Source organism: Bacillus cereus (assembly GCF_002577405.1).
GTDB lineage: Bacteria > Bacillota > Bacilli > Bacillales > Bacillaceae_G > Bacillus_A > Bacillus_A cereus_AU.
The window spans coordinates 100,726-123,926 of record NZ_NULR01000007.1; the positions used below are offsets into that span (position 1 = coordinate 100,726).

Here is a 23,201-nt window from a genome sequence, read left to right on the forward strand (position 1 = left end):
TCACGCGGATAGGGTTGGTTTAGGTTTTTTCTTTTATAAAAATGATAAATGGGATGATTGTAAGGAGGGGAATCTATTATGAAATATGAAAAATTAGCAAAGGATATTTTGAAAAACGTAGGTGGAAAAGAAAATGTACATAGTGTTGTTCACTGTGTGACTCGCTTAAGATTTCAATTAAAGGATGAGGGGAAAGCAAATACAGAAATACTGAAAAATATGGAAGATGTTGTTACTGTTATGAAAAGCGGTGGACAGTATCAAGTTGTTATTGGAAACCATGTATCCGATGTGTATAAGGCGGTCGTTACGGTCGGGGGCTTTCAGGAAAAAGAGGAAGAAGCTGATAGTGAGAAAGGAAAGAGTAGTCTCATAGATATTCTTTCTAGCATTTTCACTCCTATTTTAGGAGTACTGGCTGCAACGGGGATGATTAAAGGTTTTAATGCACTATTTGTAGCTTTAGGTTGGTTAAGTACTCAGTCAGGAACGTATCAAATATTAAATGCGGTTGGAGATTCGTTATTTTATTTCTTCCCAATCTTCCTAGGATATACAGCAAGTAAGAAGTTTGGAGGATCGCCGTTCATTGGTATGGCAATTGGGGGGGCTTTAGTTTATCCAGCTTTATCAGGTTTAACAGCAAGTGAGCCATTATATACGCTATTTGCGGGAACGATGTTTGAATCACCAATTCATATTACGTTTTTAGGAATACCAGTTATTTTAATGAACTATGCATCATCTGTTATTCCAATTATTCTCGCTACTTATTTTGGATCGAAAGTAGAAAGAACGTTAAAGAAAGTAATTCCAAATGTTGTTAAAACATTCGTAGTACCATTTTTCACATTACTTATCGTTGTACCACTTACATTTCTTGTGATTGGCCCGATTGCGACGTGGGCAGGTCAATTTTTAGGACAAGCTACAATTTGGGTTTACAATTTAAGCCCGTTAGTAGCAGGTGTAGTACTTGGTGCTTTCTGGCAAGTACTCGTTATTTTTGGACTTCATTGGGGAATTGTTCCGATAGGCTATAACAATTTAGCAGTGCACGGTATCGATCCTATATTAGCGCTCATATTCGCTACTTCATTTGCTCAAATTGGTGCTGTTCTTGCGGTTTGGATGAGAACGAAAGACCAGAAATTAAAAACGCTAAGTATTCCAGCTTTTATTTCAGGTATTTTCGGAGTTACAGAGCCGGCGATTTATGGTATTACACTTCCTCTTAAAAAGCCGTTTATTATGAGTTGTATTGCTGGAGGAATTGGCGGCGGAATACTTGGTGTATTCGGTACGCAAGCTTATATGACAGGTGGTCTTGGGATATTTGCGCTTCCAACATTTATTAGTCCTAAAGATGGTATTACAGCTGGATTTTGGGGCGCAATTATTGCGATGGTTGTTTCCTTAACACTAGGTTTTGTTCTTACTTATTTATTTGGTTTAAATAAAAAACAAGCATCTACAGAAACAGCTGAAGCAATTGATAAAATAGCTGCATCAAACGATGATGAAGTAATCTTTAGTCCTTTTAACGGTGTTGTTAAGCCGCTCGAACATATTGACGACGCTGCATTTGCATCAGGTGCGTTAGGTGAAGGAGTTGCGATTGAGCCTTCAGAAGGAAAGTTGTTTTCACCAGTTTCTGGTACGATTACTGCACTTTTCCCGACGAATCATGCAGTAGGAATTACGGCGGATTCAGGTGCTGAAATTTTAATCCATATTGGGATGGATACTGTGAAATTAGATGGCGAATTTTTCTCTTCTTATATTGAACAAGGAGCGAGAGTAGAAAAAGGGCAATTACTTATTGAGTTTAATATAGCTGAAATTCAAAAGGCGGGTTATATTGTGACAACACCAGTTGTTGTTACAAATTATGATAAATATAGTATTAAGAAAACTGGAATAGAAAAGATTCAAGCAGGAGATTCCTTACTAGAGTTAGGAGTTAAATAGTAGTTACATTTCATACCGGTTCAAACGAAGAAAGGTATTCTTGGAAAATCGTAATGCCTTTCCTCGTTAATTCTTATATAAAGGAGTTTTTATATATGTCTAAAGTTATTTTTCCTAAAGGATTTTTATGGGGTGGCGCAATTGCGGCCAATCAAGTTGAAGGCGCATATTTAGAAGACGGAAAAGGATTAACGACGGTTGATCTATTACCAACTGGTGAAAACCGTTGGGATATTATGAAAGGAAATATTCATTCATTTACACCGGTAGAAGGGGAGTTTTATCCATCACACGACGCAATTGATTTCTATCATCGCTATAAAGAAGATATTGCTTTGTTTGCAGAAATGGGATTTAAAGCGTTACGCGTATCTATTGCTTGGACACGTATTTTCCCAAATGGTAATGATGAAAAGCCGAATGAAGCAGGGCTACAGTTTTATGATAATTTGTTTGATGAACTGTTAAAGCATGGCATTGAACCAGTCGTTACGATGGCGCACTTTGATGTTCCTGTTCATTTAGTAGAAAAGTATGGAAGCTGGAGAAGTAGAGAGCTTGTAAACTTCTTTGAGATGTATGCAAAAACTATTTTTAATAGATATAAAGATAAAGTGAAATATTGGATGACATTTAATGAAATTAATATGCTTTTACATTTACCTTTCATGGGAGCAGGGCTAGTATTTAAAGAAGGTGAGAATAAAAAGCAAATTCAGTATCAAGCGGCGCATCATCAGCTTGTCGCAAGTGCTTTAGCTGTGAAAGCATGTCATGAAATTATTCCAGATGCAAAAATCGGTTGTATGCTTGCTGCTGGTGCAACGTATCCATATACGTGTAATCCAGATGACATCCAACGCGCGATGGAACAAGACCGTGAATCATTCTTCTTCATTGATGTACAAGCAAGAGGAGAATATCCTGGGTATGCGAAACGTTTCTTTAAAGATAACAATTTGACGATTGAAATGGAGAAAGAAGACGAATCTATTTTAAAAGAGCATACGGTCGATTATATCGGATTTAGCTACTATGCAAGCCGAGCGACAAGTACGGATCCAGAAGTGTTAAAAAGTATAACGAGCGGAAATGTATTTGGTTCTGTTGAAAACCCATACCTTGAAAAATCAGAGTGGGGATGGACGATTGATCCGAAGGGCTTCCGTATTACAGCGAACCAACTTTACGATCGTTACCAAAAACCGTTATTTGTCGTTGAAAATGGTCTTGGCGCAATCGACCAATTAAATGCTGAAGACGAAGTAAACGACGACTACCGTATTGATTACTTGCAAAAGCATATGATTGAAATGTCAGAAGCAATCCAAGATGGAGTAGATATTATCGGATACACAAGCTGGGGCCCGATTGATCTTGTAAGTGCTTCTACTGGAGAAATGAAGAAACGTTACGGATATATATACGTTGATAAAGATAATGAAGGAAAAGGTTCATTAAAAAGATCGAAGAAGAATAGTTTCAATTGGTATAAAGAAGTAATTGAGACGAATGGTGAGAGCTTGGAGTTTTAAGTTTGAAAAGAAGACATCTTAATTGATGTCTTCTTTTTTCATTGTGAATAAGGTAGCTATATTTCCCTTTACACGAACATAACGATATAATATAGTTAAGTTAAGTGAACTTAACTATTAAAAACGAAATAACAGCATGGAGGAAGAGTGCTATGACTAGAACGTATAAAGAAGTAATTAACGAAATGAACCGAGCTTATAATGAATTTTACATCTTACTATTTCAGGATTTAAAGGATGAGTTTGGTCTTACAGGCCAACAAGAGAGTATGCTATTTCATATTAATTTAAATGAAAACACGACAGCGAATCACATTGCGACTACTTTTAATATATCGAAAAGTGCTGTCAGCCAAGTTTTATCGAAATTAGAAAAGCAGAAGATGATTTCAAAACAAGTAAATCCTAATAATAAAAGGGAGTATTTCCTTACACTTGGTCCGAACGGTAGTAAGTATATGGAGCAGTTGTCTGAGTTAGATGATGTATTAATTGAGAAGTATTTTTCAAAAATCGATATCGGTGCTTTAGAACAAATGACGGATACGTTAACGAAAATAAATAAAGTGATATTGGAAGAAAAACAGAAGGATCTTGATTGTAATGAGTAAGAACTTAGATGAGGCAATGAATAGAGAGGAGGAGAAGCGTGTGATGAGTTACATACCAAATATGATGACGATAGCGAATTTTATTTGTGGGATATTAGCTATTTACTCTGTTCTCGCAAGCGATATGTATGGTGCAGTTATGTTCATTATTACAGGTATGGTATTTGATCTGTTTGATGGCATGGTTGCTCGGAAACTCGGTTCTGTTTCGGAAATTGGCGGAGAGTTAGATTCATTTGCGGATTTAGTTACCTTTGGTGTAGCGCCGTCTATTCTTGCATATACGGTCGTGTTAAAAGATTTACAGTCAATCGGTATGATATGTGCGCTTGCTTATAGTGTGTGCGGAATGCTTCGGCTTGCGAGATTTAATACGCAGCAAAGTAAACTCCCAACCTTTATCGGCATGCCAATTCCATTCGCGGCAATGTGTCTCCTCATTTTATGTTTTTTAAAGAATCCAGTTTCCGTGGCGTTTGGTACATGCATACTCGCTTATTTAATGGTGAGCAAAATCAAATTCCCTCATTTTAAAAAAGATATATCAGAAAACTTAAAGTCCGAAAGATGGAATTGATGATACGGAATTACAATGAGAAAGATAAGGAGCACAACATGATTCGTATGGCACTAAGATCATTCAACATACAAATGTATTGTTTGCTAGGCGTGATGTTATTGGGAGGGTTTATGACACCTTTTCCAGCCCAGTTTGTAGGGATAAGCATTGGCCTTTTGGTGAGTATGTACTGCGTCTGGATTTTAGGAAGGCGTATTGAAAAGTTCGGAGATAGTATTGTAAAAAAAGAAAAAGCACCGATGCTCGGAATAATGAATCGGTTCGCAGCCGCAATACTCGGTGCGATTATTATGTATGAAATCGAACACCATGATTTCATGTGGACATTTGCTGCTGGAATTGTGGGTGGGTATTTCTTGATTATTATTAATTTGGGGTATTACAGTATGAGGGATGCGAAGGAATAGATTAGTAGGTTTTAAATTAGAAATTAAAAGCCCCTCAAGTATGGAACGATATACTTGAGGCGGATTATTAACACTTACAATAAAATCACTAAAATTCCCCCAAAATAAAACAATGAAAGCAAGTACTCCATTTTGAGTATGTTCTATAAAACTAGTTCTTCTTATTTTTTATGCTTTTTAAACATAAATTTGTAAATTAACCATGTAATAATTATTACCACAGGGGTAATTAATGCACCGTTAAACATTTTTTGATATATGTATAAAATATTTAAAATTAATAAAGAAATTATTGTAATAATCATATTATATTTTGAAAAGGTTTCTACGAATTTAGAATGTGTAAATAACTTTTTGTATATAAAGTAAAAGATTATAAAAAGGATTGTTGTTACTAAACTAAAAACACTAATTTGAAGATAAAATATAACTATTAAATTTGTTACTGCTATTATTATTAACCAAAAAATCATAAAAAAATTAGATAAAACTTCTACACTTACTAATAGAGCTCCTAGCGTTGCAATAAAAGCAGCCATTTTATTTGAGGAATTATCTTTGTTATTAGAAGAATTTTGTCTATTCATGAATAAAAATCAGCTCCAATTTTCTTTATCCCCCTTAAATAAGATATCTATGTATATGAAAAAAATTCCATATAGAAATGATTATCTATTTTATATTATCAGAATTTCGTTTTGTGTGGAATTGTATTATGTGGTTGTTAGGCTTTTTTAGCTAGGTACATACAAAAAACAAGATGGGAACCTAGAGTCCCACCTTGTTTTATCACCAATTACCCACTCCAACATCCGCCTTCAACCACTCCACCCAATCCAAATCCTCAACCTTAAGCAAACTGAGCGAAACACCTTTCATATCTAAAGAAGTTAACAGCGTACCCACTTTTACGAATTTAACTTGTAACCCTTCCAGTTCACATAAACGGCGAATATCATTTGCGAAAATGTATTGTTCCATTAGTGGTGTTGCGCCTAATCCGTTAATAAGTATAGCGAAGTTGTCACCTTTTCTCCAGCGGTAAATGCTTTTAAGTTTGTTCATCAGTTCGATCGCTAATATTTCAGAAGAGGATAGCGCTTCTTTACGGTAACCTTTTTCGCCGTGAATGCCGACGCCGTAAAATACTTCATCATCGCTTAATGTGAATGAAGCTTTGCCTTGCACGGGATCATTCGCAGGTGAAAGGGCGACTCCTAATGTGTGTAAGTTTTTGATGACAGCTTGACCGAGTGTTGTTAATTCTTCCAAAGAAAGACCACTCTCAGCAGCCGCACCAACTATTTTTTGGACGAAAACAGTGCCAGCTACGCCGCGTCTTCTTTTATTAAAAGAAGCATCATCTTCAATTGAAACGTCGTCATTTACGATGATGTGTTCAATTTTTCTTCCTTCTTCTTTAGCGATTTGTTCTGCAGCTAGGAAGTTTTCAACGTCGTCTTTAAAGTTTTTAATGATAAATAAAATACTTTTATCCTTGGGCATAAGGCGAGTTGTTGCTACAATTTGTTCCACTGTAGGCGGAGTGAAGATGCTTCCGTTTACTGCCGCTGTAAGCATTCCTTTTCCTACATAGCCAATATCAGCAGGTTCGTGTCCGCTACCACCGCCGCTTATAATAGCGACGTCTTGCTTCAGTTTTTCGATATTTTTTACATAAATGATGTTATGTGTTTCGTCGTAATTTACTTTGTCGTTATGCTCAAAATAAAATCCATGCAGCATATCTTGAACGATATTTTGTACATCATTCATAATCTTTTTCATTGCTTTTGCCACCCTTTAATTACTTTGCTGATTGCTCAAGTAATAGTAGTAATTGATTGTTTATCATATTTTTCATGAGAGAAGACATGATGGAAGGATCTACTTCACACTTGCTTTCAATCCAATCTTTTATCGTTCCGACGAAGCCGTGACTATAAAAGGAAGCAATCGTATTTTTCGTTTCAATAGAAAGAGTGAATTTACAGCTCACGGATAGTTCATCAATAATTTTCATATATAAGTTTTTCGTATGCTCAAATAAATAGTGATTGAACGAGTTTTGTTCGATGACTTTAAAAGCATTTCGATAAAATTTTTGATTTTCATAAAAGTAATCAAATAATAAATCGAAAATGTTTTCCCATGTTTCATAGTCGAGAAAATCGATAATGTTTTCTTTCGTTTCTTCTCGATAAATCCAGCTTAATAGTTCAAATTTATCTTTAAAATGATAATAGAAAGTTTGCCTACGCATTTGACAGTGTAACATAATATCGCTCACTGATATTTTATGAAACGACTCTGTTTCCATTAAATACTTCAATGAGTTTGCGATTATCTTTTTAGAAATTATAGAAGAGGTCATCAGAATCATCCCTAGAATGTTAGTAATATAAAAATCCTATTCAAAAATGAGAGCGGTGTCTTTAGACAGATTGTCCATTTTGTCCGTTTACTATAAAACGCTTTCATTTTACCATGAGTAGTAAGAAGAAGATTTCAAATATATCACAATATATTAAAGGAATTGAGGGAGAAGCACAATGAAAAAGATTATAAACAAACCTGAAACATTAGTAATGGAAATGTGCAACGGAATGGTTATGGCTCACCCAGAGCTTGAGCTTTTGAAAAAATATAAAGTCATTAAGAAGAAAGAAATGAACGAAAATAAAGTAACGTTAATTAGTGGCGGCGGTAGTGGTCATGAGCCAGCACATGCAGGATTAGTCGGAAAAGGAATGTTAGATGCGGCAGTGTGCGGAGATGTGTTTGCTTCTCCTTCACAAATTCAGGTATACCAAGCAATTAAAGAGACAGCTAGTAAAAAAGGTACGTTATTAATTATTAAAAATTACAGCGGCGATATTATGAATTTCAAAAACGGTGCGCATTTAGCGACTGAAGATGGAATTGAAGTAGACTACGTAAAAGTGGACGATGATATTGCGGTAGAAGATAGTCTTTATACAGTAGGACGCCGCGGCGTTGCGGGCGTTATTTTAGTTCATAAAATTGCCGGTGCAGCAGCGGAAGCAGGAATGGAGTTAGGTGCAGTAAAAGCTATCGCAGAAAAAGCAGCGGCTAACGTGCGCACGATTGGTTTAGCGTTAACTTCTTGTACAGTTCCAGCGAGCGGATCACCTACTTTCACACTTGCGGAAGATGAAATGGAATACGGCGTTGGTATTCACGGTGAACCAGGAATTAAGCGTGAAAAAACGATGTCAGCAGATGAACTAGCTAACCGTATGACAAATGATCTTGTAAAAGATTTAGGAGTAAAAGATGGCGAGGAAATCGCACTTCTAGTCAATGGCTTTGGCGGAACTCCACTACAAGAACTTTACCTATTTAACAACGCAGTTACGAGAGAATTAGCTGCTAGAAACATTAAAATCAATAGAGTATTCGTTGGTAACTATATGACGAGTATCGATATGGCTGGTATGTCTTTAACAGTAATGAAATTAGATGATGAGTTAAAAACATTACTATCGAAAGAGTGTAATACACCAGCATTTAAAGTAGATGGACCAGTTGAAAGTGTAGAGTACGTGAATGTGCTTGAAGAGGTAGAAGAGAAGGAAGTTTCCTTTGAACTAGAAACAGCGGAAGAGTACGCTGTTATAAAAGATAACGTGATTACATTAAATAATATGATTTATCTCGTTGATAAAATGAGTGACGTTATTATTAAAAACGAAGTACCGTTCTGTGAGTTAGATACACATGCAGGTGACGGCGACTTCGGAATGAGTGTTGCAAAAGGATTTAAGCAATTAAAACGCGAGTGGCATTCGATTGTAGAACAAGAAAACGTAACGATCGGATCATTCCTTGACGGCTGTTCGATGATTATTATGGAACATTGCGGCGGCGCATCTGGTCCAATTTGGGGCGGAGCATTCCGCGCAGCTAGTAAAGCAGCAGGCGAAAAACGTGAATTAACAGTGAAAGAATTCGCTGAAATGTTGCAAGCGGCACTTCAAGGTATACAATCTATCGGTGAAAGATCGTTCGGTAGAGGAGCGGTAGTTGGTGATAAAACGCTTGTTGACGCACTTGCTCCATGTGTAGATTCTTGGCTAGATAGTGCCTCAAACGAAGTAGACATGAAAACTGCCTTTGAAAAAGGTGCAGAAGCAGCTGTTAAAGGAGCAGAGTATACGAAAGAAATCGTAGCTCGCATGGGCCGCGCCGGTACAGTTGGTGAAAGAAGCTTAGGATATCCAGATGCAGGTGCACATGCGCTTGGAGTTATCTTTACGGAGATTGCGGGTAGTTTGAAATAGGAATTATAAGATCCCCTCTGCCTTAAGGTAGAGGGGATTTTATAGTTGATTAATATATAAATTCGCTAGATGCTCTCTCCACAAAGATATGTATTTTATAAATACTGAGATAAGGATTTTAAAAGAAGTAATATGAGTCCATATAAATATAGAATTAATGTTGTTAATTCTTTGGTTAGATTTTGCTATAGATTTAGGTATTGCCTCATTTCTTTATAGATTCTAATTATAGATATATTAATCATATAATTTGTCCCTATCAAACTGATCGTTTTTTGCATTTAATATATTGTAAATATATTTTATTTTGAAAGGATGTGATTATATGGCTCATAAATCTACTGGAGTGTTTCGAGTTCCAGTTTCTGAAAATGGGATTATTCCAACTGCTCTCAACATTATGTTAAACAATGATTCACGCTGCCATACTAGTAATGTAACGGTAACTGTTAAGAGAAGCCGAAACACTTTTTTCCCAACTCAAAATGAATTAGTTGAAATCTCTCGTACTTTTGTTTCTTTAGAACCAAACAGAACAACTAAGATTGTGTTGTTTACTCCAGAATTCCAAATAGAAGATTTCCTTGATGTCATCATTAGTGGAAATAAAGATGATGTTAAGGATGTTCTTGTATATTCTTTCTTAGCAGATTCAGCAGGTCACAATCTGCCATCTACTGTTTTCAGAAATGCAGAATACACTTTTGCTTGCTGACGCACTTGCACCATGTGTAGATTCTTGGCTAGACAGTGCTTCAAACGAAGTAGAAATAAAAACTGCCTTTGAAAAAGGAGCAGAGTATACGAAAGGAATCGTAGCTCGCATGGGCCGCGCAGGTACAGTTGGCGAAAGAAGCTTAGGCTATCCAGATGCAGGTGCGCATGCGCTTGGGGTTATCTTTACGGAGATTGCTAGTAGTTTGAGATAGGAATTAGAAGATCCCTTCTGCCTTAAGGTGGAAGGTTTTTTTAGTTGATTTCTTATCCTGTAATGATAGTTTACGTTAAATTGATATGAATACAATATACAAAACTCCACAAGAACCGTTACCAAGACATGCTGGCAAATTGTGCTGGACAAGCATAGATAAACATACAATCAAAACAGTCTATTTCACATTGAATATACTATCATGAACTAAGGAGGTTATTGATTTTGTCTTCACATTGTGAAAATGAATTTGATTATATCGTGATTGGTGCCGGAACTGCCGGAGGGGTAATCGCTAAAAAATTAACGGATGATACATGTACATCCGTGCTAGTGCTTGAAGCGGGAACGAATATGGAGAATAGCAGTCCTTCTATTGCAGTAGCAGAAGTTCGAGCGAATGATAATGAACTGTCTTTTAATATTCTTTCGCAAACAGAAGAACATATCGGACGTCAAATTAGATTAAGAGCAGGGAGGGTAATCGGGGGAAGTTCGCAACACAATTTTATGGCTGCAGTTCGCGGGAGCCGTGAACTTTATGATGAGTGGGCAGCTCTTGTTGGTGATCAGTGGAGTTACAACAAGATTTGTTCTTTGTTTAAAAGAAATGAAAACTATAAAGGAGCATCACAAAGCCCTAACCAGAGGGGAACGGAAGGGCCTATTTTTGTTAGACAACAAAACATCCCGAGTGATGGGCTCATCCAGACTTTAGTTGAGGCAACATCTGATGTTCTAGGGATTCCAATTGAAGAAGATTATAATACTGGTATAAGAGATGTTGTACCTTTCAAAACACAACTTCTTCAACAAGAAGTAGAAGATGATGTATTTATTCGATCGTCTACTGCAACTGGTTATTTAAATGAACATATTGTAACGCAAGGAGATGAGTCCGATCCAGATGAGTTTGGGATTGATAGGAGAAAGTTGGTTATATTCGCGAAATCAACAGTAAACAAAATCCTTTTTGGGTGTAAAAAGGGTGTTAAGATTGCTGTTGGCGTTGAATATGTGAAAGACGGAGTGACACAACGGTCTTTTGCTCGAAAAGGGATTATTGTCTCAGCGGGTATTTTTTCATCGGTCATTCTACAACGTTCAGGAATCGGTAGTTCGGTAGATTTGGAGAAAATTGGGGTACCAACTTTAGTAGAAAGCCCAAATGTTGGCCACAACTTTCAAACGCAGTATTTTGCTGGAATGGGAATAGAAGTAGAAACAAACCGACTTTTACAGGTAATATCTTCTGACCCTGTACCAATAACGCTAGGTGCTTTTAAAAAAGGAGATGGACCTGGACGCCGCCTTCAATTAGTAGGATTTCCAGTATCCAATTTTGTTCCAATTCAAGACGTATTCATTAATCATTGGCAATTTAACCCGGCACAAGCCAGCAATGTCATGAGTATCGCAATTGTCGACCTAAACCCAAAAAGCAAGGGGATGATAACGGCAGCGCATAGTGATCCTGAAGCTTATCCGTCAATTAACTTCAATCCACTCGAAAATCCAGATGACTTAAATTTTTTAGTAAATCAATATATTGAAACTTTTAATATTATGAAGAAAGCTCGTGAATTAGATCCAGATGGTATTTATAAGGTTGTATACCCTCCTGAAAATATTTTTAATTTGCCGAATGAAGAAGAAAAGAGAAATCAGCTTGCTGCTTTTGTACAGGCTTCTTATGCAAATTTCGACCATTTTGGAGGGCACTGTAGAATGGGAGGGAATATTCAAGAAGGAGTTGTTGATGGATTCCTGAATGTCTTTGGTACAAAAAATCTTAAAGTGGCTGATCTTTCCATCGCTCCTATTTTGCCAGATGGCAACACTTCCATGCCTGCTCAGATGATCGGTTTAAACGCAGTGCGATTTATTCGAGAGGGGAAATAAGGAACTTAAGGATTAACGCTCGTTTTAACGTTCTAATATGCTAAGGGATTCTTAAAATTTAATATATATGAGTATTGATTATGTAAAAGAAAAGTCCCGTCGAATCTTCTAAATATTTAAGGAAGACAATGGATTTTTTTATCATAATCAAATTACTAGTTGATTTTTAGATTTTGAAATAGTAGAGTTCAGACATAAATTATTAAAATTCTAGTGAAAAGGTAGATTAATGATATGTTTAGAGGATTTCAATGGTTTCCGAAAAAATGGGGCAAAAGAAAAATTTCAGAACAGTTTTTTCAATCAAAGTTTGCTGCTGAAGGGAAAGGTATTTTGATTACTATGTATGCTATAGATTTATATTTTATATCTATTCCTTTAAAGGTGAAAAAATATAATTCGCTTTAATAGTATAAAATTGAATAACCCATGAGGATGATAAGGGTTTCGTGGAAAGGCTTATGTGTAAAGTGAATTCTATATGAACCGATTCGGAATTTTATAGGAATCCGTACGAAAAGTATTAATTCATATTAAAAAACAGCTTAAGTTCCAATAAGGAATTTGGGCTGTTTGTGTGTTGTATTCCCTTGTATTTGTATATTCACAAGTTAATATCATAATATTACTATGAATATCTATAACAATGTGAATTTTTTTGCACATTTTGCCATTTAATGTATCTTTGAAAAGTTTTAATTGTATAATATATCTTGTAATAATATATTAGATTTTTCGACAAACACAACAAGAATAGAGACAGACGGGGAGCGGGTTTTATGTTCACAAAACTATTAAAATCAATTACTTCATTAACCTTTATTGGAAGCGCTTTATTTTGTGCGAATGTTGGTGAGATCAAAGCTGCGGAGTCAGCTACTTTTTCCGATGTGCCAACATCGCACTGGTCTTATCCTGCGATTAAAGATTTAGCGAGTAAAAATGTTATTTCCGGTTATGGAAATGGAATGTTTGGCTTTGGTGATGTTGCGACGAGGGAACAAGTTGCAGCGTTAATTTATCGTGTGTTAGTACCGAGCAAGCAAGGTGGTACGTTCAGTAATGACGGTGCTCGTTATGTATTAAAAGATGGATCTACTTTAAGTAATCCGTATCGAGATATTCGCTCAGGTGCTACGATGTTCCCTGAAGAAGTTTTAACGTTAACGAAATTAGGGGTTTTGAAAGGGGATGGAAATGGCGCCTTTAAACCGAAAGATTCTGTTAGCCGTGCGGAAATGGCGCAAATTATTAAAAATGCTTTTCACGTTTCAGCTAAGCAAAAGCATACATTTAATGATGTTCCAAATGGCTTTTGGGCAGAGGATGCGATTAGTGCGGTGCAGTCGAACGGGATTGCATCTGGTACAGGCGACGGGAAATTTGAACCAGCTAAAACGGTAACGCGTGAACAGTATGCGCAGTTTTTGTATAATGCTTTGAAAGGTGAAAATCCTGCTGTTGCGGTGCAAGATACAGAAGATGCGGCATTATTAACAGCATTTAAAGATGAAGTGCAAAAGAGTATTAATACATACGAAACGACTATTACGCTTCCATATAAAACGAAAAATAATAACACAGACGAAGTGATGAATACACTTTTTAACGCATACAAAGAAGTGGCAAGTAAAAATGAATATGCAAATTATAATAGATCGAATGTTTCATATGGGCTTTCTGGATCACCTGGAAATTATACATTTAAGCTGAAAATTACATATCGTGAAACGAAAGAACAAACGGAATATGTAATGAAACAAGCGAAGGCGATTGTTTCTTCTATCGTTCAGGCGGGAATGGATGATCATGAAAAAGTGAAGGTGATTCATGATTATGTCTTAAAACATGTTTCATATGATACGTCTTATCAAGCTTACACAGCATATGAAGCACTCGTAAATCGTTCTGCGGTTTGCCAAGGTTACGCACTATTAACCTATCAATTATTAAAAGAAGCTGGAATTGAGAATCATTTTGTAGTAGGAACTGGAAACGGAAAGCCTCATGCTTGGAATTTAGTTAAAATTGATAACAAATGGTACCATCTTGATACAACATTCGATGATCCAATACCTGATAAACAAGGGCGAGTAACATATTCTTATTTCAACTTATCAGATGAACAAATTGCAAGAAATCACGAGTGGAACCGCGGGGACTATCCGCAAGCTACAACAAATTATTATAGTACACTGACAAATAAAATTGCGGCAGGTGGCACGAAAAAACCTGCATATGAGCAAATATTAAAAGATACAAAGTTAAACTATTTAGGAAATGAATACATCGCAAATAACTATAATGAATTAAAAAATAAAATGCAGCAACGTTATAGTGCAAAGCCAGAAAAGATTGAAATTCTGTATAAGCAATCAATGAATGGTGCAATGCAAGATGTGAAAAAGGCAATTGGAGAAATTCGTTATCCGCAAGGGGCAAACCGTGTTTCTTATAAAGCTGAGCCGTATAATGCAAAAGAAGGATATTCTTTGGTGACGATTACGTTTACGTATTAAGAATAAAAAAAGCATCTGTTTCAGATGCTTTTTTTTATTGTATTAATTCGACAGAATGTGACAGGTGAAAGGGATTTGGTCTGTTATGATAATTTTTGTAATTTTACATTTTGGAGGAATAATAATGAATAAAAAGAAGATTTTCGCTGCGTTAATAGGCATTGTAGCTTTATTTGTAATTATTAATGTAGTTGTTACGAAAGGGAAAACGACATCAACTAGTGAAAAAATGTACACTGAGAAAGAATATAATAAATTAGTAGATGAGCATTTTGAAGAAACGCAAAAGTTGAAAAGTGATAAGAGTGCATTAGAAACTGAAAAAAAATCTCTTGATGCGCAAGTTAAGAAGTTAAAAGATGAATTAGCGAAAAAAGAGCAACAAGTAGCGCAGCAGCCAGTTCAACAAGAACAACCAAAGCAACAACCGCCACAACCTGCACCAGCGCCACAACCGGAAAAGAAAGAAGATCCTAAACCGGAACAACCTACGGGTGCATTCGCAAATCCTGTGAAAAGTATAAATAAAACAGAGGCAATGAATAAAGTGAAAGAAAAGGCGAAGCAAGACTTCCAGGATGACTATATGACGCAAAACTTTGTTGCTGAAGAACAATCGAAAGCATTTGATTTCTTAAACGGTATTGAAATTAAATCACAAGAAGAATTGAATGTAATGAAGAATGCATTGAAAGATTTTCCGAATGACTTTATGACAGCGAAGTTTGTTTATGAAGAGCAAATGAAGGCGAAGAATAAGCAAGGGTAAAACAAAAACGCTATCTTTTAAAGAGGTAGCGTTTTTGTTATGGATTATAAAGTTATTTCTGCATTTGACATATACAGTTGGACTGTATAAAATAAAACTATACAGTCGAACTATATAGTTCAGCTATATATTTATCGTTACATTGGAGGTCTTTATGAATAGGGATAAAAATTTGCCGTTAACGGAAACAACGTATTACGTACTTTTAGCTTTATTAGAGCCAGCTCATGGATATTTAATTATGCAAAAGGTGGAGGAACTTAGTAATCATCAAGTGAAAATCGCAGCGGGTACACTGTATGGCGCGGTTGAAAATTTATTAAAACAACAATTAATAGAGTCGGTAAAAAGTGAAGATAAACGAAGAAAAGTGTATGTCATTACTGAACGGGGGAAAGAAGTATTGCATTTAGACTTTATGAGAATGCAGCACATTATAGGGGTTACAAAAAGTTTATTACATGTATAGTTAGGGGGAAACGCTGATGTGGAGATTGAAATTCTTTTTGGATTTTGAGAAAGAGGAAAAATGGTTAGAAGAGATGGCGTGGAAAGGCTATCAACTAAAAAGTAATACATTTGGTTATAAATTTAGAGCTGCAGAACCGGAAGATGCGACAATTAAAATAGATCATAGAATATTTAATAGAAGAAGTGATTTTATTAATTACTGTACGTTATTTGAAGATAGTGGCTGGGAGCATATAGCCGGTAAATGGTGGTCAGGCACGCAATATTTTAAAAAGGTAGATGAGGAAAGTGAAGATGATATTTTTTCAGATCAAATGTCACGAGCAGGGAAGTATAAACGTTTATCTAAAACATTTTTAGAAGTAGCGATATGTTATTTACCGCTATTAATACTATTTATGTTTAATAAAACAATTGACCTAGGAGCGATTGTAAATCCGAAAGACCTATACTATACACCAGGGTTATGGGATATGCATGGCGCAGCATTTGTAGGATCATTCTTATTTGAAACGCCATTTGCATTAATGAGAGGCATTTCATGGTTGTTTATCCCAGTTGCGATTGGTATGTTTTTCTTTTTCTCATATAAAGCAAATCGATTGTATGAAGAGAGAAAATGATAGGAGGGATCTCCTTAAGCTGAAGGGGATCCTTTTTACGTTCTGTCATTTTCAAAAAAATCCTTCACAATTTTAGCGCCTTCAATGTCAACTGTCACACCTTCTACTTTACCTTTCTTCCCATCTTTAGCGATCGTAATTTGTTCTTTATTATCAACCCATACAAGAAACTCTTCTTTTGAGTCATCTTTATACGTAACGGTTATAGTAGAATGCGCAGATTGTTTCTTTTTTTGATCTAATGTGATTGTTTTTGGGGTGCCATTTTGAACTGCCGAAACGATAGATTGTATCATTTCTTTATTATCTGTTTGAGATTTGGAAATATCATTATCGGTTGTTCTAAGTAATTCAATGTTTGTAATGTTTGCGGAGTTTAATTGAAAGGTATTTTGTGTATGTTCTTGCTTAGCTTGTGAAGTTTTATCTGTAGCTGAGGTGCTTGTACAACCAATTAAAGTGAAAGATAGAACGCTAAGGGCGCATATATAAGTGATTTTCTTCATTTTATCCCCTCCTCTAACTTAATTATAACAATTTTCTGTCAATTAATACAGTGATTGTAAGAAGAAGGTAAAAAAATATTTAATTCTTACAAAATTGTCACATTCATGTAAGGTAATTCAATAGATTAGATACTTTTTCCATGTCATAATAAAGACATAAGAAAGCACATAAAAAAATTATAAGTTATTAGGAGAGTGTCAGTCATGATTGTAACAACAACGTCTGGAATTCAAGGTAAAGAAATTATTGAGTATATTGATATTGTAAATGGTGAAGCTATTATGGGTGCAAATATTGTTCGTGATTTATTCGCTTCAGTTCGCGATGTTGTCGGTGGTCGTTCTGGTGCTTATGAAAGTAAGTTAAAAGAAGCTCGTGATATTGCAATGAATGAAATGAAAGAACTTGCAAAACAAAAAGGTGCGAACGCTATCGTTGGTGTTGACGTAGATTATGAAGTTGTTCGTGATGGAATGTTAATGGTTGCTGTAAGTGGTACAGCTGTACGTATATAATAGAATAAAAAACAGGCTCATCCCCTTGAAGTTTATGCTTTGAGGGGATTTTTTGTTTTCAAGTTGAGAAGTAAAAAGAATGGGCTTTATTCTTTAAGAAAAGGGCCATTCTGTTAATTTAGGCCATAAGATCTTTCACTTCTATTTTTCTTTTGTTTAAAATTAAAATTGTATAAAAAAAGCTAGGATTGCTCCTAGCACTTAATAAAGGGTATCGCATGGGAATTTTGATAATAAGCAGACGTACTTGCTTATTTCAAATGTAGTATATAACGTTTTCAAGGGGAAAAGTCAGAAATACAGTAATCTTTACAGCTATTTAACGTGAGTGTGAACTTTATGATAAATAATAAAATCGTAGTTTGAGGAGATGGGAGAATTAGTGGTATGAATAAATGTAGAGATGGTGATGTACATGGAGAAGATAGATTGTTCATAGAGGGAGTGGTTAAGGAAAGTTTCCAATTTGTAATGAAAAACGGAAGTACCGAGAACGCCTTAGAGAGTATGTAGTTCATGGAAATAAACGATTGAGCAATTAAAGAGGTTTGTTACATAGAATTTATAATGCATTGGGGGCAGTTACATTATGTTTTGGTTAGGATGTTTTTTAGGATACATTGTAGGTTCCATTATTACTTGTGCGCTACTTTACTTTGGTTATAGAGCAGGGGAAAACAAAAAAGTGGACATGCGAAAGAAGAAGGAGAGAAGCATTAATAAAAAAGGAAATGGAGCAACCGAAGGAGATAAAGAATGATTGTAGTCCTATGCTAGTTCTGTTGACAATATTATTTTTTAGGTAAGTGAAACGGAGATACTAAATTTAGATTTATAAAGAATAAAAAATCCATTTTGAAAAAATAGAGCAAAATGGATCCCTTCATTATATTTCATAACTCGTTAAAAATACTTTTCCTTTTGCTTTTTCAGCAGACTGCACAACATCAACCGCAGTTTTCACATCTGTTAAGTCATACGTAGAATGTACCGTCATAAAACGTAATTGTTTATTTTCTACTAAACGGATTAAGTGACGAAACGTCTCCTGCCATTTATACGGTGATACGTCTTTATTCCAGTGTCGTAAATGAAATATGTTAGCGTGCACTTTTGCTTTTGTGACAATCTCTGCCCAGTTTACTTGCACGCCTGATAGAAGACCGATAGTTAAAAAGTGTCCATTTGGACGTACGCAAAACGCTAATTCATTCCCGTCGGATCCTCCAATAGAATCAATCGCAGCATCTGCACCTATCCCATTTGTTAATTTCATAACTGTTTCATGAAGCGGAGCAGTGGAAGTATCTATTACATGATGGGCACCAAGCTGTAGTAATTCCTCTGTATGTTTACTATTTCTTGTCACTGCAATTAATCGGAAATTTAAAATTTGCGATAACTGAGCAAAAAGATGACCAATAGCGGAACCACAAGCGTTTACTAATAAAATATTATCTTGTTTTAAGTTTAATGTTTCTGTACACGTAACCCACGCCGTAAGAGGATTAATATACATTTGAGCCGCTGTAAAATCATCAATAGAATCAGGAATAGGGACGACAAAGTCAGCTGACGTCTTCACATAGTCTTGCCAAGTACCTTCCCCGCGTAACGGTAAAACACGTTTACCGATAAGATCTCTAGAAACGCCCGCACCTACATCTTCTACAATACCAAAACCTTCATAACCAGGTATGTTAGGTAAAGGAATTCTATGTGCGTACGCTCCGGTTATTGGAATTAAGTCAGATGGATTAATCGGTCTGACTAACATACGAACGAAAACGTCATTATCTTTTAATGGTTCTATATTTCTATATTCAACTTGCAATACATCTTTTGGGTTGCCAAACTTGTGAAATTGAATGTGTTTTCCAAGCAAAATAATTGATCCCCCTTAGCTTAGTTAGATTTATTATAGCATTTTTAGCTTGTGCGCTTATTGCATTAGTACTAGATAGAAGGGAACAGAAAGGTGCTGTGTATACATTTGTTGGGATTGTGAGAGGAAAGTTTTAAATAGGGAGAAGTGGGCAGAAAAACATAGTTATAGGAGGAAATTAATAGATTTTCTGTTCATATAAAGATGAAAAGGAAGGAATTCCCTCTTTAATTCCGTTTTTTAACGATATTTTGGGAAAAATTCTCTTTTATTTTTTGTTTTCATTCGACAAAATACGACACAAAGAAGACGGGTCATTTGATATGATGAGTTTCTAAATCTTACATATTATCATTGGAGGAAGTATTTAATGGGTAAAATTTTTAAGTTTGGGTGTTTAGGATTTATCGGTTTAATCGTACTAGGTATCATTGGATCGGCATTAGGTGGCGGGGATGATCAAAAAGAAAAATCTTCTACAGAGCCAAAACAAGAAACTAATGCTCCAGCTACTAAAGAAGAACCTAAAAAAGAGCTTTCTAAAGAAGGTGAGTCTTCTAAAGTTAAAATCGCTGTAGGATCTGTTGAATCTGTAGATTCTGTAGGTGGCGAATATTTAAAAGAAAAAGCACAAGGTGTGTTTAAAGTAGTTGAAGTTACAGTTACAAACAATCAAAAAGATGCTATTACTGTTGATGCTAACAGCTTCAAATTAGTTGATAATAAAGATCGTGAATTTACGTACTCTACACAAGCTCAAACGGCTTTTGATGTAGGTAACGGCGGTCAATCTGATTTCTTCTTAAAGCAACTTAACCCTGGTTTATCTCAAACAGGTAAAATCATCTTTGACGTTCCTGCTGACGCACAAGGATTAGTTTTAAAAGCTCGTGGTGGCATGACAGGAAAAGAAATTAAATTAAAAGTTGAATAGTTAAATAGTTAAAGGCACTCGAATGAGTGCTTTTATTTTGCCTTCCTAAATACAATTTAACAATTATGCATAAATGGAGGAATTAACATGAACAAAATGATAATCGGGGGAATTCTAGGGGCTATTGTGATTATTATAGCCCTTGTGAGTATGAATGTATTACAAAAAAATGCCGAAGAAGCGGAAGAAAAGAAAAAGCGAGAAGCTGGTTATGTTCAAGCCGCAGCGGAATTTTATAATAATATTGAACTAATGGGGTTTGTTGCTGATGTTGTTTTACCACAATATTCAGAGGCTTGGTCTCAAGCAATTGATGACCGCCGAGATTTCAACATAGCTGTCAATGCTAAGAAAAAATCGCTTAATTCAATGGTGGCACAATCTTCTGTTATATATAGTGATATGGAGGAGCAATTAAAAACTGTTTCTGAAGCTGCGAAAGAAAATCCAAATAAGTATGAAGAACTTTATGATGAATACAAAAAGATGTATGGAACTATTACATCTTTAAAAGAACAAACAGAATCTCCTAGTGGAACTCTGATGACATTTAACCAAAATGCAAACATGTTATTCCAAGAATATAAGAAATATAAAGGGAATATTGATGTGGCTATATCTGAGGATATAAAAAATGAAGTTGAGAAGATAAAAGAAAAAAATAAAGAGTAAACTATTCTTATACTGATATTGATGAGTCGAATAGCAATAAATAATAAAAAAGACGCCGGTATAAGCGTCTTTTTTATTATTTATAATACTTACCTAATATCTCGTTCTGCTTCTTAATGTTTTGATTTAGTTTCTCTATATCCATACTTAGTGTATTCCATAATAAATGAGAATTATCATCCCCATAGAAAGTGTTAATATCTTTTAAAGCAGACTCCATTAAGGATAATGAGTTTAAAACATTTTTCTTTAATTCAAGTGTATCTTCATTTTTAACGTCTGTATTTACAATTCTATCCCTTACATCTTTTATTTTCCTACTATACTTAAGGTTACTAGTCATTCCGTCATCCTCAATAAGATACCAATTCTGTAATTCGTAAGATTCTCCTTTTTGAATTACAGTCTCGAAATGTTTATGAGTATCCTTTAATAAAGGGAAGAAGTCCTTATCTAATTCTTCTCTAAAGCTAGTAAACTCATCCTTCATATTGTTCGCTTTATTTACTAAGAATGCAAGAGTTATTCCTAATATAGCGACTACAATCAAAACTCCTATTAATAATTTTTTCTTCATAGATGCCTCCCTAAATCTGTCTAATCTATCAGTAATATTACTACAAATTTTTCCTGACTATAATTATTTTCAAATATTAAAATATTTAGCGTTAATGATGTGTGAGTGTTCAGTTTTATAAAATTATATATAGGAAAAAATTCTGATATATTTGTACTATAATTATGGGTTTATAGAGATTAATTAGGGAGAATACGTATTAATGGGGGAATTCCAGGTGGAGTTATTTAGGGGTAAGGTTGTTTGTCCAAGATGTGATGGAAATGGTCTCGTTTATAAAGCAGAAATTAAAGATATAAATAAAGTTGTATATGTTTGTGATGAATGTGACGTAACGTGGTTTCGGAATGATAGATTTGGAATGGATAATTTTGTGGACTATGAGACGTTTCTTGAGGAGAATTCATTGTCTTATATGGAGGCGAATGTTATTCATTTAGGCTATGATTGGTACAAAGGATATTGATTTTTTCATTATAAAGCAAGAAGCCACTTTCAAAGTAGCTTCTTGTATTTTTTATTAAGCCGAAGCTTTCTTCATTCTCTCAAGTAAACTAGATAAAATATGCGTACGATAAGATTCTAGTTTTTTACCTTCATAAGTACGGATACCTAATTTTTTAAGTTCTTTTACATACCAACCTTTGCTTCCGAAATACATGTGATCGCTCCCCTTCAACTTTTTTATTTGTCCTGATTGTACTTGGAGGTACGGGCAATATAATGAAGGAAATGAATTTCGCGCGAAAATGGTTAACTTTGTTGCAAAAGACATATATACTAAAGGTAGTATACAACGAGGTGGGCAAGACGTGATTATAGAGAAGCACGAAATTCAAATTGACCAAATTACGAGCGGTAAAGTGAATATCTTTACTTTCTATAGAAATAGAAAGCAAGTTGATGATCATTTTTTACAATTGCAAGAACCATCGCTTACAGCAAACTACTTCTATCATTTTCATTTTGATGTAGAAAGCTTGTATCTACTGCAGGAAGAGTTTCCGAGCGTATATCCGTACGACGGTAGTGAAACGATTCACGACTGGACGGAAAAGATGAAAGCGGAATTGCAACATCAGATCCAAACAGGTAAATGGAATAAACGCGTACGTATCGGTAATCGCATTCTAGATGTGGTGTTTACGTGGTGTGACGAAGATATAGTTGAGTGAAAAAGAAGCGGATGACGCTTCTTTTTTTTAGCGCTGGAATAAAACGAGCTTACCTGCAGAAGATGTGCAGCGATGTGTTTTTTCGTGCAATCCTTTTTCTTGTAAAATAGATTCACCTTTTGCTTTCGCTTCTTTTTCAGTTGCCGCCTCGAATGATTCGTCTAATGCTTTTGAACCATCTTTTTCAAAGACTGTTAGAACGTATACTCCCATGAAAATTCCCTCCAATAATTAAAATCAGAATCTTATAACTATTTTGTCATAAATCAATAGAATATGCAAAGAAATATATGACATTGCGTGTTACAATAAG

28 protein-coding genes and 1 pseudogene are annotated in these 23,201 nt (G+C 35.3%); 21 read left to right on the top strand and 8 right to left on the bottom strand.

Going from position 1 to position 23,201, the window contains the following annotated elements:
* Positions 1–78: 78 nt before the first annotated feature.
* From COC96_RS11020 to COC96_RS11040, 5 genes are all read left to right on the top strand, one after another.
* Complete coding sequence (locus COC96_RS11020) at positions 79–1,971, top strand: beta-glucoside-specific PTS transporter subunit IIABC (RefSeq protein ID WP_098768797.1); 1,893 nt, start codon at positions 79–81, stop codon at positions 1,969–1,971.
* A gap of 95 nt (positions 1,972–2,066) precedes the next feature.
* Positions 2,067–3,506 carry a 6-phospho-beta-glucosidase gene (locus tag COC96_RS11025; RefSeq protein ID WP_098768798.1) on the top strand — a complete coding sequence of 480 codons (1,440 nt, stop codon included), beginning with the start codon at positions 2,067–2,069 and terminating at the stop codon, positions 3,504–3,506.
* 152 nt (positions 3,507–3,658) lie between these two features.
* Positions 3,659–4,117, top strand: coding sequence for a MarR family winged helix-turn-helix transcriptional regulator (locus tag COC96_RS11030; RefSeq protein WP_098269619.1), 459 nt, complete (start codon positions 3,659–3,661; stop codon positions 4,115–4,117).
* A complete protein-coding gene (gene pssA, locus COC96_RS11035) occupies positions 4,110–4,694 on the top strand; it encodes a CDP-diacylglycerol--serine O-phosphatidyltransferase (protein WP_098269620.1) in 585 nt (194 codons plus the stop codon). The genes COC96_RS11030 and pssA overlap by 8 nt, the downstream gene beginning before the upstream one ends.
* A gap of 38 nt (positions 4,695–4,732) precedes the next feature.
* Complete coding sequence (locus COC96_RS11040) at positions 4,733–5,104, top strand: ATP synthase subunit I (RefSeq protein WP_098269656.1); 372 nt, start codon at positions 4,733–4,735, stop codon at positions 5,102–5,104.
* A gap of 161 nt (positions 5,105–5,265) precedes the next feature.
* On the opposite strand, the gene COC96_RS11045 is transcribed toward COC96_RS11040, so the two are convergent.
* From COC96_RS11045 to dhaS, 3 genes are all read right to left on the bottom strand, one after another.
* Positions 5,266–5,691 (bottom strand): hypothetical protein, encoded by a 426-nt coding sequence (locus COC96_RS11045; RefSeq protein WP_098269621.1) that lies wholly within the window; start codon positions 5,689–5,691, stop codon positions 5,266–5,268.
* Between the two features lie 202 nt (positions 5,692–5,893).
* Positions 5,894–6,892, bottom strand: coding sequence for a DhaKLM operon coactivator DhaQ (dhaQ, locus tag COC96_RS11050; protein WP_098269622.1), 999 nt, complete (start codon positions 6,890–6,892; stop codon positions 5,894–5,896).
* A 19-nt stretch (positions 6,893–6,911) separates the two neighbouring features.
* The gene (dhaS, locus tag COC96_RS11055; RefSeq protein ID WP_071747911.1) at positions 6,912–7,478 is read right to left on the bottom strand and encodes a dihydroxyacetone kinase transcriptional activator DhaS; all 567 of its coding nucleotides are present in this window, start codon (positions 7,476–7,478) and stop codon (positions 6,912–6,914) included.
* A 178-nt stretch (positions 7,479–7,656) separates the two neighbouring features.
* Here dhaS and dhaK point away from each other — a divergent pair, with 178 nt between their 5' ends.
* The 9 genes and pseudogenes from dhaK (at position 7,657) to COC96_RS11095 (ending at position 16,623) form a co-directional block, all read left to right on the top strand.
* Complete coding sequence (dhaK, locus tag COC96_RS11060; protein ID WP_098768799.1) at positions 7,657–9,408, top strand: dihydroxyacetone kinase subunit DhaK; 1,752 nt, start codon at positions 7,657–7,659, stop codon at positions 9,406–9,408.
* Between the two features lie 325 nt (positions 9,409–9,733).
* Entirely contained in the window at positions 9,734–10,123 is a 390-nt protein-coding gene (locus tag COC96_RS11065) for a hypothetical protein (protein ID WP_002116680.1), read from the top strand.
* A pseudogene (locus tag COC96_RS11070) lies at positions 10,116–10,337 on the top strand (DAK2 domain-containing protein); the annotation flags it as partial. The gene COC96_RS11065 and the pseudogene COC96_RS11070, both read left to right, overlap by 8 nt.
* 227 nt (positions 10,338–10,564) lie before the next feature.
* A complete protein-coding gene (locus COC96_RS11075) occupies positions 10,565–12,241 on the top strand; it encodes a GMC family oxidoreductase (protein WP_098768800.1) in 1,677 nt (558 codons plus the stop codon).
* A gap of 234 nt (positions 12,242–12,475) precedes the next feature.
* Positions 12,476–12,649, top strand: coding sequence for a hypothetical protein (locus COC96_RS27550; RefSeq protein WP_180234957.1), 174 nt, complete (start codon positions 12,476–12,478; stop codon positions 12,647–12,649).
* A 371-nt stretch (positions 12,650–13,020) separates the two neighbouring features.
* A complete protein-coding gene (locus tag COC96_RS11080; protein WP_098768801.1) occupies positions 13,021–14,760 on the top strand; it encodes an S-layer homology domain-containing protein in 1,740 nt (579 codons plus the stop codon).
* 124 nt (positions 14,761–14,884) lie between these two features.
* Positions 14,885–15,529 carry a hypothetical protein gene (locus tag COC96_RS11085; RefSeq protein ID WP_142339990.1) on the top strand — a complete coding sequence of 215 codons (645 nt, stop codon included), beginning with the start codon at positions 14,885–14,887 and terminating at the stop codon, positions 15,527–15,529.
* Between the two features lie 154 nt (positions 15,530–15,683).
* Positions 15,684–15,998, top strand: a complete 315-nt coding sequence (locus COC96_RS11090; protein WP_097904070.1) for a PadR family transcriptional regulator — start codon at positions 15,684–15,686, stop codon at positions 15,996–15,998.
* A 16-nt stretch (positions 15,999–16,014) separates the two neighbouring features.
* Positions 16,015–16,623 carry a DUF2812 domain-containing protein gene (locus COC96_RS11095; protein ID WP_142339991.1) on the top strand — a complete coding sequence of 203 codons (609 nt, stop codon included), beginning with the start codon at positions 16,015–16,017 and terminating at the stop codon, positions 16,621–16,623.
* Between the two features lie 35 nt (positions 16,624–16,658).
* Here COC96_RS11095 and COC96_RS11100 read toward each other — a convergent pair whose 3' ends face one another.
* Positions 16,659–17,129, bottom strand: coding sequence for a hypothetical protein (locus COC96_RS11100; RefSeq protein ID WP_098768805.1), 471 nt, complete (start codon positions 17,127–17,129; stop codon positions 16,659–16,661).
* Positions 17,130–17,333: 204 nt separating this feature from the next.
* Between COC96_RS11100 and COC96_RS11105 the strand changes: the two genes are divergently transcribed.
* The 3 genes from COC96_RS11105 to COC96_RS27555 all read left to right on the top strand — a co-directional run bounded on the left by COC96_RS11105 (position 17,334) and on the right by COC96_RS27555 (position 18,405).
* Entirely contained in the window at positions 17,334–17,645 is a 312-nt protein-coding gene (locus COC96_RS11105) for a YbjQ family protein (protein WP_088232674.1), read from the top strand.
* A 387-nt stretch (positions 17,646–18,032) separates the two neighbouring features.
* Complete coding sequence (locus COC96_RS28005; RefSeq protein ID WP_255287976.1) at positions 18,033–18,158, top strand: hypothetical protein; 126 nt, start codon at positions 18,033–18,035, stop codon at positions 18,156–18,158.
* A 76-nt stretch (positions 18,159–18,234) separates the two neighbouring features.
* Complete coding sequence (locus COC96_RS27555) at positions 18,235–18,405, top strand: hypothetical protein (protein WP_098269628.1); 171 nt, start codon at positions 18,235–18,237, stop codon at positions 18,403–18,405.
* A 126-nt stretch (positions 18,406–18,531) separates the two neighbouring features.
* Here COC96_RS27555 and COC96_RS11115 read toward each other — a convergent pair whose 3' ends face one another.
* Positions 18,532–19,530 carry a zinc-dependent alcohol dehydrogenase family protein gene (locus tag COC96_RS11115; RefSeq protein ID WP_098768806.1) on the bottom strand — a complete coding sequence of 333 codons (999 nt, stop codon included), beginning with the start codon at positions 19,528–19,530 and terminating at the stop codon, positions 18,532–18,534.
* Positions 19,531–19,900: 370 nt separating this feature from the next.
* Here COC96_RS11115 and COC96_RS11120 point away from each other — a divergent pair, with 370 nt between their 5' ends.
* A complete protein-coding gene (locus tag COC96_RS11120; RefSeq protein WP_098269630.1) occupies positions 19,901–20,464 on the top strand; it encodes a DUF4352 domain-containing protein in 564 nt (187 codons plus the stop codon).
* A gap of 87 nt (positions 20,465–20,551) precedes the next feature.
* The gene (locus tag COC96_RS11125) at positions 20,552–21,136 is read left to right on the top strand and encodes a hypothetical protein (RefSeq protein WP_098768807.1); all 585 of its coding nucleotides are present in this window, start codon (positions 20,552–20,554) and stop codon (positions 21,134–21,136) included.
* A gap of 76 nt (positions 21,137–21,212) precedes the next feature.
* On the opposite strand, the gene COC96_RS11130 is transcribed toward COC96_RS11125, so the two are convergent.
* A complete protein-coding gene (locus COC96_RS11130; RefSeq protein ID WP_098269632.1) occupies positions 21,213–21,713 on the bottom strand; it encodes a hypothetical protein in 501 nt (166 codons plus the stop codon).
* 217 nt (positions 21,714–21,930) lie between these two features.
* Here COC96_RS11130 and COC96_RS11135 point away from each other — a divergent pair, with 217 nt between their 5' ends.
* Positions 21,931–22,179, top strand: coding sequence for a 3'-5' exonuclease (locus COC96_RS11135; RefSeq protein ID WP_098768828.1), 249 nt, complete (start codon positions 21,931–21,933; stop codon positions 22,177–22,179).
* A 54-nt stretch (positions 22,180–22,233) separates the two neighbouring features.
* Here the strand turns inward: COC96_RS11135 and COC96_RS11140 are convergent, their stop codons facing one another.
* Positions 22,234–22,374: a YflJ family protein gene (locus COC96_RS11140; protein WP_000273535.1), complete on the bottom strand. Its 141-nt coding sequence runs from the start codon at positions 22,372–22,374 to the stop codon at positions 22,234–22,236.
* A gap of 151 nt (positions 22,375–22,525) precedes the next feature.
* Between COC96_RS11140 and COC96_RS11145 the strand changes: the two genes are divergently transcribed.
* The gene (locus COC96_RS11145) at positions 22,526–22,888 is read left to right on the top strand and encodes a hypothetical protein (RefSeq protein WP_141536072.1); all 363 of its coding nucleotides are present in this window, start codon (positions 22,526–22,528) and stop codon (positions 22,886–22,888) included.
* A 27-nt stretch (positions 22,889–22,915) separates the two neighbouring features.
* Here the strand turns inward: COC96_RS11145 and COC96_RS11150 are convergent, their stop codons facing one another.
* Positions 22,916–23,101 (bottom strand): YhzD family protein, encoded by a 186-nt coding sequence (locus COC96_RS11150; RefSeq protein ID WP_000539550.1) that lies wholly within the window; start codon positions 23,099–23,101, stop codon positions 22,916–22,918.
* Between the last annotated feature and the right edge of the window lie 100 nt (positions 23,102–23,201).